Raw genomic sequence first — 13,533 nt, forward strand, 5'->3', positions numbered from 1 at the left:
GTAGCAGCGCTCTTTTTTCTTAATCTGCTGGTTAAAAAAAGCCAAACAGATCAACTTTTCTAATGTTTTATCTTGCTCCCGCAGGCAAAGCCGTCTTTTATAGGGACAGGAACAGAAAAACAATCAGGAGGAAAAGATGGGTCATTACGAAATACGCAAATCACACAAGCAGACGGATCAGCCCTGGTATTTTGTGCTGGTCGCCAACAATCATGAAATTATCGCCACTAGCGAAATGTACGCCAGCAAGCAGGGCGCGCTGAACGGGATTAACTCCGTACGCGTTAACGCGCCATCCGAGGATGTCCGCGATAAAAGCTGAAGCGCGGCGGAGGCGATTTTTCTGTCTCCGCCGTTCAACTTCGCTATGCTTACTCCTTGCCGTAATACTAAGGAGTCTGCATTGAATATTATCGCGATCATGGGACCGCACCACGCGTTCTATAAGGATGAACCCATCCGCGAGCTGGCTGGCGCACTAACCGCTCAGGGCTTTCAACCCATCTATCCTAAAGACGCCGGCGACCTGCTGAAGCTGATTGAACATAATCCACGCATCTGCGGCGTGATCTTTGACTGGGACGAATACGGGTTCGATCTCTGCAGCGATATCAATCAGCTGAATGAATATCTGCCGCTGTACGCTTTTATCAATACGCACTCCACGATGGACGTCAGCGTGAATCAGATGCGTATGGCGATCTGGTTTTTCGAATATGGCCTGGGCGCGTCGGAAGAGATTGGCCAGCGTATTCGCCAGTATACCGATGAATATATCGATACCATTACGCCGCCGCTGACCAAAGCGCTGTTCACCTACGTTAAAGAGGGGAAATACACCTTCTGTACGCCAGGCCATATGGCGGGAACGGCGTTTCAGAAAAGCCCGGTCGGCAGCCTGTTTTACGATTTCTTCGGCGGCAACGCGCTGAAAGCGGACGTCTCGATTTCGGTGACGGAGCTGGGTTCGCTGCTCGACCATACCGGCCCGCATCTGGAAGCGGAAGAGTATATCGCGCGAACCTTCGGCGCGGAACAAAGCTACATGGTGACCAACGGCACCTCGACCTCGAATAAAATCGTCGGCATGTACGCCGCGCCATCGGGCAGCACGGTGCTGATTGACCGCAACTGCCATAAATCGCTCACTCACTTACTGATGATGAGCGATATCATTCCGATCTGGCTGAAGCCGACGCGCAACGCGCTGGGTATTCTGGGCGGCATCCCTAAACGCGAATTTACCCGCGACAGCATTGCGCAAAAGGTCGGGCAGACCGAGCGCGCCAGCTGGCCGGTGCATGCGGTGATTACCAATTCCACCTATGACGGGCTGCTCTATAACACGCAATACATCAAAGAGACGCTGGACGTGCCGTCGATTCACTTTGACTCCGCCTGGGTGCCCTACACCAATTTTCATCCTATTTACCGTGGGTTAAGCGGGATGAGCGGCGACCGCACGCCGGGCAAGGTGATCTACGAAACGCAGTCCACGCACAAACTGCTGGCCGCCTTTTCTCAGGCTTCGCTGATCCATATTAAAGGCGAGTACGATGAGCAGACCTTTAACGAAGCCTATATGATGCACACCACCACTTCGCCGAATTATCCCATCGTGGCATCGATTGAAACGGCGGCGGCGATGCTGCGTGGCAACCCAGGCAAGCGGCTGATCAACCGTTCCGTGGAGCGTGCGCTGCATTTCCGTCGTGAAGTCCAACGGCTGCGGGAAGAGTCGGAAGGCTGGTTTTTTGATATCTGGCAGCCCGAAGGCGTGGACGAACCGCGCTGCTGGCCGATCCAGCCAGGCGAAGAAGAGTGGCACGGTTTCAACGACGCCGATGCCGACCATATGTATCTCGATCCGATCAAAGTCACCATTCTGACGCCGGGCATGAGCGAGCAGGGCGAAATGGCGGACGAAGGCATTCCGGCGGCGCTGGTGGCGAAATACCTCGACGAGCGCGGCGTAGTGGTGGAGAAAACCGGGCCTTACAATCTGCTGTTCCTGTTCAGCATCGGTATTGATAAAACCAAAGCGATGAGCGTGCTGCGTGGCCTGACCGAGTTTAAGCGCGCTTACGATCTCAATCTGCGTGTCAGAAACATGCTGCCGGATCTCTATGCACAGGCGCCGGAGTTCTACCGCAATATGCGCATCCAGACGCTGGCGAAGGGCATCCATACGCTGATCCGCGATCACGATTTGCCCCGACTGATGCTGCAGGCCTTCGACACGCTGCCAGAGATGAAGCTGACGCCGCACCAGATGTTCCAGCAGCAGGTGAAAGGCAATGTGGAAACGGTCGATATCAGTAAGCTGGTGGGACGAGTCTCGGCCAATATGATCCTGCCTTATCCGCCAGGCGTGCCGGTAGTGATGCCGGGCGAGATGATCACCGAAGAGAGCCGCGCGGTGCTCGACTTCCTGCTGATGCTCTGCACCATTGGCCGCCACTATCCCGGCTTTGAAACGGATATTCACGGCGCCACTCTGACCGACGAAGGGCAATATCTGGTTCGCGTGCTAAAGGCGTAGCGACGCCGGCTGACGACATTAGCAGGCCCGCTTCCAGAATTGTGCCATTGTCGCGCGCTTCCGGTCTGCGTAAGGTAGCCGGAAGCCATTTTAAGGAGAAAGCATGTTTATCAGGCAGATTCATCATATCGCCATCATCGCCAGCCATTACGAAATCAGCAAAGCGTTTTACTGCGACGTGCTGGGCTTTACCCTGATGGGCGAAGTCTACCGGGAGGCGCGTGATTCGTGGAAGGGCGATCTCGCATTGAACGGCGACTACGCTATCGAACTTTTCTCTTTTCCTTCGCCGCCCACGCGGCCAAACGGGCCAGAAGCCTGCGGCCTGCGCCATCTGGCGTTTAGCGTAGAGGATATCGAGGCGGCGAAACGGCAGCTGGAAGAGAAAGGGGTGGTTTGCGAAGCGATCCGCGTCGATCCGCTGACCGACAAGCGTTATACCTTCTTTAAAGATCCGGATGGTTTGCCGCTGGAGCTTTACCAGGCGTAAAATAGCGCCTGGCCGCTTTTGGCCGGGCCTATTTGCTTCAGGGATTTGCATGTCACTGTCCGAACTTCAGGAACGCCTTGCCGGGCAGCGGCAGCTGCTGGTGGCCTACAGCGGCGGGCTGGATTCCAGCGTGCTGCTGCATCAGCTGGTCTGCCTGCGTCACCAGCAGGATCTCTCGCTACGCGCTATCCATATTCATCACGGCCTCAATCCGCTGGCGGATAGCTGGGCGGAGCAGTGTCGGCAGCAATGCGCTCGGTGGCAGGTGGAGCTGACGATCGTCAAAGTGCAGGTCGATGGACGGGAAAAAGGCATCGAAGCGGCGGCTCGTGAGGCGCGCTATCGGGCCTTCCGCCGCGCTATTCAGCCTGGTGAAGTCCTGCTGACCGCGCAGCATCTGGACGACCAGTGCGAAACGGTGCTGCTGGCGCTGAAAAGAGGCAGCGGCCCGGCTGGCCTGGCCGCTATGCCAGCAGAGGCGAAGTTTGGCGAGCATTTGCATTTAAGGCCTCTGCTCTCGCAAACGCGCGCGCAGCTGGAGCTGTGGGCTACGGAGCATCAACTGAGCTGGACAGAGGACGACAGCAACCAGGATACGCGCTACGACCGTAACTTCCTTCGCCAGGTTATCCTTCCTGAACTGAACGCGCGCTGGCCTCATTTTGCACGAGCAGCGGCGCGCAGCGCGGCGCTTTGCGGTGAACAGGAGCAGTTGCTGGACGAACTGCTGGCGGAGTCGCTCGCTTCGCTTGTTGACGGACAGGGCGCGCTGGCGATTGCGCCGCTGATGACGATGAGCGAAAGCCGTCGCGCGGCGTTGCTGCGTCGCTGGATAGCGCAGCATCAGGGGTTGATGCCTTCACGCGACGCGCTGGCGCGTATCTGGCAGGAAGTGGCGTGCAGTCGCGAAGATGCGGAGCCGCGCCTGCGGCTGGGCGACTTTGAGGTAAGACGGTTTCGCGACAGGCTTTACTGGCTGGCGCGTATCGATTCGGTTCGCGAGCAGATTATCGTCTGGCCTGAAGGCGTGGAAGAACTGATGCTGCCGGCAAAAATGGGCAAACTGATTCGGGGCAACACAGGCGTAGAGGTGCGCGCGCCGCGGGCCGATGAAGCAGTCAGCGTGCGCTTTCAGGCGCAGGGAAGAGTTCATATCGTCGGACGCGCGGGCAGTCGGCCGCTGAAAAAAATCTGGCAGGAACTTGGCATACCGCCGTGGCTGCGTGAACGCACGCCGCTGCTGTTTTATGGCAGCCAATTGATTGCCGCTGTGGGCGTCTTCGTTACCCGTGAAGGCGAGCCTGAAAAACAACCCGGCTGGCGAATTTGCTGGCAACAGGATGAGCAATGAAAAAAATAATCGTGCTGGCGCTGCTGCTGGCGACCAGTTTACCCGCGCTGGGGGCCGATGCTCAGGCAGGACAGCAGAAAGCCGCCAGCTGTCAGGGCTGTCATGGCACGGCGGGCAAAGCCTCCGTGGCGCTTTATCCTAATCTGGCGGGGCAGAACGCCGACTATCTGGCGCACGCGCTACAGGCCTATAAAAAGGGCGAGCGCAGCGGTGGTCAGGCGGAAGTCATGAAGGCTTTTGTCGCAGGACTGAGCGAGGAAGATATGGCGGATTTAGCGGCTTACTACGCGGGTTTGCAACCCTGATAACGAAGGGCGGAAACGCTTCCGCCCGGATGGAAGTTAATCAGACTCGCTGACTACGACGGTGCCCAGCTCCGGATGGCTGAAGCTGGCAATATGATCCAGACGCAGCTCGCGGATCTCGCCTGAGAGATCGACGACCAGGTACTCTACTTTTTTGCGTAGCAGCATATCTGTTGCCTTTGCCTTTAGCTGTTCGCCGTCTTTCAGCGTCAGCGCCAGCGTCAGTTGCTTCTGGCAGGCAAGTTCCAGATTGTCGTAATCATCGCAGTTGATCGGTCGGTAATCATTCGTCAACATAATCGCTCACCAGTAAGTTAGCAGCAGCAAAAGCTGCCTGTTCCCTGATTGAAGAGTGTAGCTCAGGATTGGCGGCTACCTCATTCAGTGCTTTTAAAACGCAACCTATCGCGTCCGGCACGTATCCCAGATCGCCGCTGCCGATCTCGGCGTATTTACGACGAACTAATTCACAATAATGCACATGCACCTCAAGAGTTTCTTTGGCGACCCGGCGACTATAACACAGGGTTTCACGGGAAATCAGCCAGGCGAAGCGTGATTTGCTGGCGGCGCGGGTTACAATGCCCGGCGACAATTATAAGGAATCCCATGGCACTTAAAGCGACCATCTATAAAGCCACTGTCAACGTGGCCGATATGGATAAAAACGTTTTTCTGGACAGCGTGCTGACGCTGGCCCGACATCCTTCTGAAACGGAAGAGCGATTGATGCTGCGCCTACTGGCCTGGCTGGTCAACGCGCACGAGCGGTTGACCTTCACCCGAGGCTTAAGCGCCGAAGACGAGCCGGAAATCTGGCTGATGAACGATCACAACGGCATTGACGTCTGGATTGAGCTGGGCTTGCCGGACGAGCGACGGTTAAAAAAAGCGTGCAGTCGCGCAGCGCAAGTATACTTGTATACTTATAACGCTCGCGCCGCGCAGATCTGGCGGCAGCAGAACCAGACTAAGCTACAGCAGGAGAACCTGACGGTGCGTTTCCTGGATGACGAACAGCTGAAAGCGCTCACACAGCTGGCCTCGCGCTCGATGACCCTGCAGGCAACGATTCAGGACGGCATCATCTGGCTCTCAAACGAGCAGCATCATCTGGAACTGCGCTTTGTGGACTGGGTGGTCAAAGGTAAACCGGTATGATCGTGCTGTCGCGTAACGCCGTTATTGCAGACAGCGAGCTGGAATTAACCGCTATTCGCGCGCAGGGCAACGGCGGTCAGAACGTCAATAAAAGTTCGACGGCGATCCATCTGCGCTTTGATATCCGCGCCTCCAGCCTGCCTGACTTTTATAAAGAGCGCCTGCTGTCGGCCAGCCATCACCTGATTACGTCGGAAGGCGTGGTCATTATCAAGGCGCAGGAGTACCGCAGCCAGGAGATGAACCGGGAAGCGGCGCTGAAAAGGCTGGAAAACCTGATTCAGGAGCTGACGGTCGTAGAGAAAGCCCGGCGGCTTGGGCGACCCACGCTGGCGTCGAAAAAGCGGCGGCTGGAAGGGAAAGCGCGGAAAGCCGCTACCAAATCGCTGCGCGGCAAAATGCGGCGCGTATCTGACTGACTATCTGCCAGAAGGAGGGAAAATGAAAAAGATCCTGATCGTACTGATGGCTTCGCTGTTTTTCGGCCCGCTGATGGGCTGTCAAAATTACGATGCGGCGGCCACCGTGCAGCCGCGTGAAAAGAAAATGCAGCAATATCAGGGCGTCATTCCCTGCGCCGATTGCGAAGGTATAGAAGTGACGCTCGCGCTACAGCAGGGCGGCCGCTACAGCCTGCAGGAACGCTATCTGACGCCGGGCGGCGCTAGCTTAAGCCAGCAGGGAAACTGGACGCGCACGGCGGAGAAGCTGGTGCTGATTTCGGATAAGGGCGAGAAACGCTATTTTCGTCCGCGCGACAGCGGGCTGGAGATGACGGATGCCAGCGGCGAAGCGATTTCGACAACGCTGAACTATCGGCTGCAGCCGATCGAGGCGGGAAGCTGAAGCGGCGGGAGCTGGCCCGCCGCCTGATTATCAGCCGTTGATTTCAGCCAGCAGGAAATCCAGAATTTCGCTGGTTTTGATCATCTGCTTCTCGCCTGCGCGGCGGGATTTGTACTCCACCTCTTCGCTGTCGAGATTGCGGTCGCCGATCACGACGGTGTGCGGTACGCCAATCAGTTCCATGTCGGCAAACATGACGCCCGGACGCTCTTTGCGATCGTCCAGAATTACGTCGACGCCTTTAGCCCGCAGCTGGTTATAGAGCTCTTCAGCCAGTTCCTTGACGCGGAAAGATTTGTGCATGTTCATCGGCAGGATAGCGACCTGGAACGGCGCCAGCGCCGCTGGCCAGATAATGCCGCGCTCGTCGTGGTTCTGCTCGATAGCGGCAGCCACGATACGGGTAATGCCGATGCCGTAGCAGCCCATAGTCAGCACCTGATTACGACCATCTTCGCCCTGTACGGAGGCTTTCATCGCTTCGGAATATTTGGTGCCGAGCTGGAAAATATGGCCCACTTCGATGCCGCGCTTAATCAGCAGCGTGCCTTTACCGTCCGGGCTGGCGTCGCCTTCCACTACGTTACGCAGATCGGCCACGCGAGGCAGCGGCAGATCGCGCTGCCAGTTGATGCCGGTCAGATGCTTGCCGTCTTTGTTGGCGCCAGCGCAGAAGTCACTCATCATCGCCACCGTGCGATCGACCACGATTGGCAGCGTCAGACCGACCGGGCCAAGCGAGCCCGGGCCAGCGCCCAGCGCCGCACGGATATCCTCTTCGCTGGCGAAAGTTAGCGGCGTGGCGACGATATCGACCTTTTCCGCTTTGATTTCGTTCAGTTCATGATCGCCGCGCACCATCAGCGCCACCAGGCCATGACCGCTCTCTTTAGTGGCTTTCACCAGCAGCGTCTTCACGGTTTTCTCAATCGGCAGCTTGTGCTGCTCAACCAGCGCCGCGATGGTTTTGGCGTTCGGCGTATCAATTTCCACCATCGGCTGAGTGGCGTCCGCGCGGCTGCCGGCCGGCGCGACGGCTTCGGCCAGCTCGATATTGGCCGCGTAGTCCGATTCCGTAGAGAAGACGATATCGTCTTCGCCGCTTTCAGCCAGTACCTGGAACTCATGCGAAGCGCTGCCGCCGATGGAGCCGGTATCGGCCTGCACCGCGCGGAAATCCAGCCCCATGCGCGTGAAACACTGGCTGTAGGCGCGGTACATGTCGTCGTAAGTCGCCTGCAGCGATTCCTGAGTGGTATGGAACGAGTAGGCGTCTTTCATGATGAACTCGCGCGAGCGCATCACGCCAAAGCGAGGACGCACCTCATCGCGGAATTTAGTCTGGATCTGGAACAGATTCAGCGGCAGCTGCTTGTAAGAGCTCAGCTCGTTGCGGATGAGATCGGTGATCACTTCCTCGTGCGTTGGGCCAAGCACGAAAGGACGGTCGCCACGATCGACCAGGCGCAGCAGCTCAGGCCCGTACTGCTCCCAGCGTCCGCTCTCCTGCCACAGATCGGCTGGCTGCACCACCGGCATAGAGATCTCGATAGCGCCGGCGTTGTTCATCTCTTCACGCACGATGTTTTCGACTTTTTTCAGAACGCGCAGACCGGTCGGCAGCCAGGTATAGAGGCCGGAAGCCAGCTTGCGGATCATCCCGGCGCGCAGCATCAGCTGATGGCTGATCACTTCAGCGTCGGCAGGCGTCTCCTTCTGAGTGGAGAGCAGATATTGAGTAGTACGCATGAGTTACGGTTCCAGTTAAGCAGAAAGCGACATTAAGCCAGGCTAAAAAATTGCTGGCGGCTAGTGTACCAGCGTGATCGGAGACTCAAAAGAGACAGAAGATAAATTAACGACGCTCTACGGCGGTCACCAGCGTGCCCGAGGCATTCACAAGCCAGCGAACGTTGAAATCCAGCAGCCAGGCGGCGTACTCCCGCTCGGGCTCTTCGCCTTTGCGGTAGGCTGGACGCGGATCCTGTGCCAGCACTTCGGTGATAAAGCGTTCCAGATGCGGATAGCGATCAATGTATTGGGCAATCTGCTGCACGGCCTGCGGCGAGAAAGCGACCGGCATAGAGGCTTCCGGTGCTTGCTGGGCAAAGCCCGCTCGTGCCGATGGAATCGACTCGGCAAAAGGCAGATAGGGTTTGATATCTACCACCGGCGTGCCGTCAACCAGATCCAGGCTGCCCAGCTCCAGCACGACTTCGCCTTTTTCCGTGCGGATATTTTTTAGCTCAACCAGCGACATGCCGATGGGATTAGGACGGAAGGTGGAGCGGGTAGCGAAAACGCCCATGCGCGCGTTGCCGCCGAGCCGGGGAGGGCGAACGGTCGGCCGCCAGCCGCCTTCCATGGTCTGATGAAAAACAAACAGTAGCCATAAATGGCTGAACGCTTCCAGCCCGCGCACCGCTTCCGGCTGATTATAGGGCGGCAGCAGCCGCAGCTCGCCGCCGCCGTCCTGAATCAGGCCGGGCTGGCGCGGTACGGCGAACTTCTCCTTCCACGGGGAATGGATGGTGCCGATCGGCTGAAAGGTAACACTCATTGGCCGCTGACTTTCAGGGCAGAGCCCTGGCAAACTGCCTGACGATAGCAGCCCTGAGAATTTGTGACGATTTCGCATTTATGCAGCAGCACCGCGTTGGCTTTCATGGCGGAAGCGCGAAGCTGCATCTTTTTACGGGCGGTGGCGATAGTGGGCGGCGAGCTTTGTCTGTCGCTCTGACACTCTTCGCCATAGACTTCGCCCAGATCGCGGAAAGGCTTGCTGACCAGATCGCTGGCGTCGCTGTAAAGTTTTACCGGTGCGGGACGCGGCGCGGGTGTGCTCCTGACTGGCTCAGCTTGCGCTGGCTGCTTAAAAGGCTCTACAGGCTTATAAGGCTTATGCAGCAACGAACACCCTGTCAGCGAAAGAGCTAACAAACAGAGCGGTACAACACGCATGGGAACATCCTCATTGTCGGCAAAAGAGGCGTTATTGAAGCAAGCCCGGCGGCAAATAACAAGCACGCATAAATGAACAAAGCGGGCTATAGCCCGCTTTGTTAAGGTAATGACCCGATACCGACAGTATCAGCCGGTACTGAGGAGAGATTACCAGCCTTTCACCGCGCCGCCGTTGAAAATCTTGTCGGCGGCCTGTTCCACTTCGTCAGACTGGTAAGCCTGCACGAATTTCTTCACGTTTTCCGCATCTTTATTATCTTCGCGGGACACAATGATATTGACGTAAGGTGAATCTTTATCCTCAACGAAGATGCCGTCTTTGGCCGGCGTCAGGTTGATCTGGCTGGCGTAGGTGGTGTTGATCACGGCCAGCGCAATCTGCTGATCGTCCAGCGAGCGCGGCAGCTGCGGCGCTTCCAGCTCAACCAACTTGATATTTTTTGGGTTCTCTACCACGTCCAAAACGGTTGGCAGCAGCCCAACGCCCTCTTTCAGCTTGATCAGACCCACTTTCTGCAGCAGCAGCAGCGAGCGACCCAGGTTGGTTGGATCGTTCGGGATAGCAACCTGCGCGCCGTTTTGCAGCTCATCCAGCGACTTGATCTTTTTCGAATAGCCAGCGATAGGATAGACAAAAGTGTTACCAACCGGCACCAGCTTATAGTTGCGGTCTTTGATCTGCTGATCCAGATAAGGTTTGTGCTGGAAAGCGTTAACGTCGATATCGCCTTTGCTCAACGCTTCGTTCGGCAATACGTAGTCGTTGAAGGTCACCAGCTCGACGTCGAGGCCATATTTGTCTTTGGCGACCTTTTTCGCTACTTCAGCGACCTGCTGCTCTGCACCGACGATAACGCCGACTTTAATATGATTTGGATCTTTCGCTTTCTGATCGCATCCTGCCAGCGCCAGCGTACCAATCAGCGCACCCACAGCGGCAATCGTTTTAAAATTAAAAGACATATCCTTTCCTTAATCTGTAAGAAACGTTATTTACTTGTGGGTGACAGCACGAACGATGCGGTCGCCACAGAACTGAATCAAATAAACCAAAACCACCAACAGCACCAGCACGGTATTCATCACCGTGGCGTTATAGCCAATATAGCCATACTGAATGCCAATCTGCCCCAGACCGCCTGCACCAACCGCGCCACCCATAGCAGAGTAGCCCACCAGGGTAATAAGCGTAATGGTTGCCGCGTTAATCAAACCGGGAAGCGCTTCCGGCAGCAGCACTTTCTTGACGATTTGCAATGGCGTGGCGCCCATTGCGCGCGAAGCCTCGATCAGACCGTGCGGCAGCTCCAGCAGCGTGTTTTCCACCATACGCGCGATAAAGGGCGCGGCGCCGATAGTCAGAGGCACGATCGCCGCTTGCAAACCAATTGAGGTGCCGACAATCATCCGGGTAAAAGGAATCATCCATACCAGCAGAATAATAAAAGGGATCGCGCGGAAAATATTTACTATTGCCGACAGGAAGCGATAGAGCCCGCGATGCTCAATAATCTGGCCCGGACGCGTAACATAAAGCAGCACGCCCAGCGGCAGCCCAAGTACGAAACCAAAGAAACCGGAAACAAAGGTCATCACCAGCGTTTCCCATACGCCGCGGCAGAGCAGCAGAATCATCGCCTCAGACATAACCCAATACCTCTACCTTTACGTGGTGTTCCTGCAGAAAAGCGATCGCCGTCTGCGTGTCGGCCGCCGCGCCGTGCATCTCCGCCAGCATAATGCCGAACTTCACGCCGCCGGCGTAATCCATCTGCGCGCTGATAATGTTGTTATTGACGTTAAAGCGACGAGCCGCTTCCGAAAGCAGCGGCGCGTCAACGGATTTGCCGGTAAATTCCAGACGCAATAAAGGTACGCTGTCCGCTTTCGCCGTGGCCGACAGACGCGCCGCATAATCTTCCGGTATATCCAGATGCAGCGTGGACTGAATAAACTGTTGCGCCAGCGGCGTTTTGGGATGAGAGAAGACCTCGCTCACCGTATCCTGCTCAATCAATTGCCCATTGCTGATTACCGCTACGCGATCGCAGATGCGTTTCACTACGTCCATCTCATGGGTAATCAGCAGAATGGTGATCCCCAGCCGACGATTGATATCCTTTAACAGCTCCAGAATCGCTCTGGTTGTCGCCGGATCCAGCGCGCTGGTGGCTTCATCGCACAGCAGCACTTTTGGATTGGTCGCCAGCGCGCGGGCAATAGCCACGCGCTGCTTCTGGCCGCCGGAGAGATTGGCCGGCCAGGCGTCGTGCTTGTCTGCAAGCCCTACCAGCTCCAGCAGCTCGCTAACCCGCGAGTTGATTTCGTTACGGGAAAGTTTGCCCAGCTCCAGCGGCAGCGCCACGTTGCCCGCGACGGTACGTGAATTCAACAGATTAAAATGCTGAAAAATCATGCCGATTTGACGACGGGCCTGGGTTAGCTGGCTTTCTGAAAAGGCGGTTAGATCCTGGTTATCGACCAAAACGGTGCCGGAAGTGGGGCGCTCAAGCAAATTTACGCAGCGGATAAGCGTACTTTTCCCGGCGCCGGACGAGCCGATGACGCCGTAAATTTGTCCGGCAGGCACTTCCAGGCTGACATCGGTCAGCGCGGTGATAGTGCGAGTGCCCTGTCGGAACACTTTGCTGATATTTTGAAGTTTTATCATTTTATTATCTAAGTTAGCCGTGGCGAATAGTCGTCTGCATTATCGCAGCGAGCTGCGAGTGGATGGTAAGGCATCCAGACGTCTGAATCAATCCAATGCACGCTTAAGGAGCATTCTCGCTCACCCCGTAAACATGCGATACTCTGTCTTAACATTAGTAGCAGGAGTTTCTACGTGACGAACAAAGTCCCCGCAGTATTTCTCGACCGTGACGGCACCATGAATGTCGATCATGGCTACGTTCATGAGATCGACAACTTCCAGTTTATCGACGGCGCTATTGAAGCGATGCGTGAACTGAAGAAAATGGGTTTTGCGCTGGTTATGGTTACCAACCAGTCGGGCATTGCGCGCGGTATCTTTACCGAAGATACCTTTATGCAGCTGACAGAATGGATGGACTGGTCGCTGGCCGATCGCGAAGTAGATCTGGATGGCATCTATTATTGTCCGCATCATCCGGAAGGCGCGGTGGAAGAGTATCGACAGCAGTGCGAATGCCGTAAGCCGCAACCGGGCATGCTGCTCTCTGCGCAAAAGGAGTTGAACATCGATATGGCCGCTTCTTATATGGTAGGCGACAAGATTGATGACATGCTGGCAGGTAAAGCGGCAGGCGTTGGTATAAAGGTGCTGGTACGTAGCGGCAAGCCGGTTACTGAAGAGAGCGAAAATGCAGCAGATTGGGTGATTGATAGCCTGGCTGACCTGCCTTCCCGTATCAAAAAGCGCTAAAAAGCAGCGTTGCGAGCAAAAATAGAGCGAACGATAAAAAAGTTTGTTTTTATGCTTGCCTTCCCGCGGCGCGTCCCTATAATGCGCCTCCATCGACACGGAACAACGGCTTACAGGCCGCCGGGTTGAGAGGTTCAGGAAGCTGAACCGCCGGAGAAAAACTTCTGAAAAAGAGGTTGACTCTGAAGGAGGAAAGCGTAAGATACGCCACCTCGCAGTAAGACGCTACGGCGCTTACCGCACCGCTCTTTAACAATTTATCAGACAATCTGTGTGGGCACTCGCAGGATTGATATCAGCGTCTCCGGACGCAAAAAAATATCAAGTCTTAAGAGTGAACACGTAATAAATTCATTACGACGTTTTCCTTGAGCATCGCTACACGAGTGGTAGCAAATCAAGCTTTTAATTGAAGAGTTTGATCATGGCTCAGATTGAACGCTGGCGGCAGGCCTAACACATGCAAGT

General features: G+C 56.1%; 17 protein-coding genes and 1 rRNA gene. 10 read left to right on the forward strand and 8 right to left on the reverse strand.

Annotated features, from left to right (window positions below; all coding sequences use genetic code 11):
• The first annotated feature begins 136 nt into the window (after nucleotides 1-136).
• The 5 genes from MKZ79_RS13355 (at nucleotide 137) to MKZ79_RS13375 (ending at nucleotide 4,688) form a co-directional block, all read left to right on the forward strand.
• Complete coding sequence (locus MKZ79_RS13355; RefSeq protein ID WP_336142835.1) at nucleotides 137-322, forward strand: YegP family protein; 186 nt, start codon at nucleotides 137-139, stop codon at nucleotides 320-322.
• A gap of 81 nt (nucleotides 323-403) precedes the next feature.
• Nucleotides 404-2,542: a lysine decarboxylase LdcC gene (locus MKZ79_RS13360; RefSeq protein ID WP_336142837.1), complete on the forward strand. Its 2,139-nt coding sequence runs from the start codon at nucleotides 404-406 to the stop codon at nucleotides 2,540-2,542.
• A 103-nt stretch (nucleotides 2,543-2,645) separates the two neighbouring features.
• Complete coding sequence (locus MKZ79_RS13365) at nucleotides 2,646-3,032, forward strand: VOC family protein (protein WP_336142839.1); 387 nt, start codon at nucleotides 2,646-2,648, stop codon at nucleotides 3,030-3,032.
• Between the two features lie 49 nt (nucleotides 3,033-3,081).
• A complete protein-coding gene (tilS, locus tag MKZ79_RS13370; RefSeq protein ID WP_336142840.1) occupies nucleotides 3,082-4,383 on the forward strand; it encodes a tRNA lysidine(34) synthetase TilS in 1,302 nt (433 codons plus the stop codon).
• On the forward strand, nucleotides 4,380-4,688 hold the full coding sequence (locus tag MKZ79_RS13375) for a c-type cytochrome (protein WP_336142842.1): 309 nt from the start codon (nucleotides 4,380-4,382) through the stop codon (nucleotides 4,686-4,688). Before tilS ends, MKZ79_RS13375 begins: the two co-directional genes overlap by 4 nt.
• A gap of 36 nt (nucleotides 4,689-4,724) precedes the next feature.
• Here the strand turns inward: MKZ79_RS13375 and rof are convergent, their stop codons facing one another.
• Together rof and MKZ79_RS13385 are read right to left on the reverse strand one after the other, a co-directional pair.
• Nucleotides 4,725-4,985, reverse strand: coding sequence for a Rho-binding antiterminator (rof, locus tag MKZ79_RS13380; RefSeq protein ID WP_336142844.1), 261 nt, complete (start codon nucleotides 4,983-4,985; stop codon nucleotides 4,725-4,727).
• Entirely contained in the window at nucleotides 4,972-5,169 is a 198-nt protein-coding gene (locus MKZ79_RS13385; RefSeq protein WP_336142877.1) for a YaeP family protein, read from the reverse strand. Before MKZ79_RS13385 ends, rof begins: the two co-directional genes overlap by 14 nt.
• Before the next feature lie 128 nt (nucleotides 5,170-5,297).
• On the opposite strand from MKZ79_RS13385, the gene MKZ79_RS13390 reads away from it, so the two are divergent.
• From MKZ79_RS13390 to MKZ79_RS13400, 3 genes are read left to right on the forward strand one after another with little or no spacing between them, the layout of a single operon-like run.
• On the forward strand, nucleotides 5,298-5,849 hold the full coding sequence (locus tag MKZ79_RS13390; protein WP_336142846.1) for a YaeQ family protein: 552 nt from the start codon (nucleotides 5,298-5,300) through the stop codon (nucleotides 5,847-5,849).
• Nucleotides 5,846-6,268 carry an alternative ribosome rescue aminoacyl-tRNA hydrolase ArfB gene (gene arfB / locus MKZ79_RS13395; protein WP_336142848.1) on the forward strand — a complete coding sequence of 141 codons (423 nt, stop codon included), beginning with the start codon at nucleotides 5,846-5,848 and terminating at the stop codon, nucleotides 6,266-6,268. Before MKZ79_RS13390 ends, arfB begins: the two co-directional genes overlap by 4 nt.
• Before the next feature lie 22 nt (nucleotides 6,269-6,290).
• Nucleotides 6,291-6,695: a copper resistance protein NlpE N-terminal domain-containing protein gene (locus MKZ79_RS13400; protein WP_336142849.1), complete on the forward strand. Its 405-nt coding sequence runs from the start codon at nucleotides 6,291-6,293 to the stop codon at nucleotides 6,693-6,695.
• Between the two features lie 30 nt (nucleotides 6,696-6,725).
• Here MKZ79_RS13400 and proS read toward each other — a convergent pair whose 3' ends face one another.
• From proS to metN, 6 genes are all read right to left on the reverse strand, one after another.
• A complete protein-coding gene (gene proS, locus MKZ79_RS13405; protein WP_336142850.1) occupies nucleotides 6,726-8,444 on the reverse strand; it encodes a proline--tRNA ligase in 1,719 nt (572 codons plus the stop codon).
• A 106-nt stretch (nucleotides 8,445-8,550) separates the two neighbouring features.
• Nucleotides 8,551-9,255, reverse strand: a complete 705-nt coding sequence (gene tsaA / locus MKZ79_RS13410) for a tRNA (N6-threonylcarbamoyladenosine(37)-N6)-methyltransferase TrmO (protein WP_336142851.1) — start codon at nucleotides 9,253-9,255, stop codon at nucleotides 8,551-8,553.
• On the reverse strand, nucleotides 9,252-9,656 hold the full coding sequence (gene rcsF, locus MKZ79_RS13415) for an Rcs stress response system protein RcsF (RefSeq protein WP_336142852.1): 405 nt from the start codon (nucleotides 9,654-9,656) through the stop codon (nucleotides 9,252-9,254). Before rcsF ends, tsaA begins: the two co-directional genes overlap by 4 nt.
• 150 nt (nucleotides 9,657-9,806) lie before the next feature.
• Nucleotides 9,807-10,622 (reverse strand): MetQ/NlpA family lipoprotein, encoded by an 816-nt coding sequence (locus MKZ79_RS13420; RefSeq protein WP_336142853.1) that lies wholly within the window; start codon nucleotides 10,620-10,622, stop codon nucleotides 9,807-9,809.
• Between the two features lie 30 nt (nucleotides 10,623-10,652).
• Entirely contained in the window at nucleotides 10,653-11,306 is a 654-nt protein-coding gene (locus MKZ79_RS13425) for a methionine ABC transporter permease MetI (protein ID WP_336142854.1), read from the reverse strand.
• The gene (gene metN, locus MKZ79_RS13430) at nucleotides 11,299-12,330 is read right to left on the reverse strand and encodes a methionine ABC transporter ATP-binding protein MetN (protein ID WP_336142855.1); all 1,032 of its coding nucleotides are present in this window, start codon (nucleotides 12,328-12,330) and stop codon (nucleotides 11,299-11,301) included. Before metN ends, MKZ79_RS13425 begins: the two co-directional genes overlap by 8 nt.
• Before the next feature lie 174 nt (nucleotides 12,331-12,504).
• Between metN and gmhB the strand changes: the two genes are divergently transcribed.
• Both gmhB and MKZ79_RS13440 read left to right on the forward strand, forming a co-directional pair.
• Nucleotides 12,505-13,065: a D-glycero-beta-D-manno-heptose 1,7-bisphosphate 7-phosphatase gene (gmhB, locus tag MKZ79_RS13435; RefSeq protein ID WP_336142857.1), complete on the forward strand. Its 561-nt coding sequence runs from the start codon at nucleotides 12,505-12,507 to the stop codon at nucleotides 13,063-13,065.
• Nucleotides 13,066-13,471: 406 nt separating this feature from the next.
• Nucleotides 13,472-13,533 (forward strand): 16S ribosomal RNA (locus tag MKZ79_RS13440); the annotation flags it as partial.

This window comes from Erwinia sp. CGal63, assembly GCF_037026505.1.
GTDB lineage: Bacteria > Pseudomonadota > Gammaproteobacteria > Enterobacterales > Enterobacteriaceae > Erwinia.

What these genes read in the sequence shown, in the direction of transcription:
- MKZ79_RS13420 (WP_336142853.1), bottom strand. Translation starts at nt 10,622, where the DNA reads ATGTCTTTTAATTTTAAAACGATTGCCGCTGTGGGTGCGCTGATTGGT.
- MKZ79_RS13375 (WP_336142842.1), top strand. Translation starts at nt 4,380, where the DNA reads ATGAAAAAAATAATCGTGCTGGCGCTGCTGCTGGCGACCAGTTTACCC.
- MKZ79_RS13355 (WP_336142835.1), top strand. Translation starts at nt 137, where the DNA reads ATGGGTCATTACGAAATACGCAAATCACACAAGCAGACGGATCAGCCC.
- metN (WP_336142855.1), bottom strand. Translation starts at nt 12,330, where the DNA reads ATGATAAAACTTCAAAATATCAGCAAAGTGTTCCGACAGGGCACTCGC.
- arfB (WP_336142848.1), top strand. Translation starts at nt 5,846, where the DNA reads ATGATCGTGCTGTCGCGTAACGCCGTTATTGCAGACAGCGAGCTGGAA.
- rcsF (WP_336142852.1), bottom strand. Translation starts at nt 9,656, where the DNA reads ATGCGTGTTGTACCGCTCTGTTTGTTAGCTCTTTCGCTGACAGGGTGT.
- MKZ79_RS13425 (WP_336142854.1), bottom strand. Translation starts at nt 11,306, where the DNA reads ATGTCTGAGGCGATGATTCTGCTGCTCTGCCGCGGCGTATGGGAAACG.
- MKZ79_RS13390 (WP_336142846.1), top strand. Translation starts at nt 5,298, where the DNA reads ATGGCACTTAAAGCGACCATCTATAAAGCCACTGTCAACGTGGCCGAT.
- tilS (WP_336142840.1), top strand. Translation starts at nt 3,082, where the DNA reads ATGTCACTGTCCGAACTTCAGGAACGCCTTGCCGGGCAGCGGCAGCTG.
- MKZ79_RS13365 (WP_336142839.1), top strand. Translation starts at nt 2,646, where the DNA reads ATGTTTATCAGGCAGATTCATCATATCGCCATCATCGCCAGCCATTAC.
- proS (WP_336142850.1), bottom strand. Translation starts at nt 8,444, where the DNA reads ATGCGTACTACTCAATATCTGCTCTCCACTCAGAAGGAGACGCCTGCC.
- MKZ79_RS13400 (WP_336142849.1), top strand. Translation starts at nt 6,291, where the DNA reads ATGAAAAAGATCCTGATCGTACTGATGGCTTCGCTGTTTTTCGGCCCG.
- tsaA (WP_336142851.1), bottom strand. Translation starts at nt 9,255, where the DNA reads ATGAGTGTTACCTTTCAGCCGATCGGCACCATCCATTCCCCGTGGAAG.
- rof (WP_336142844.1), bottom strand. Translation starts at nt 4,985, where the DNA reads ATGTTGACGAATGATTACCGACCGATCAACTGCGATGATTACGACAAT.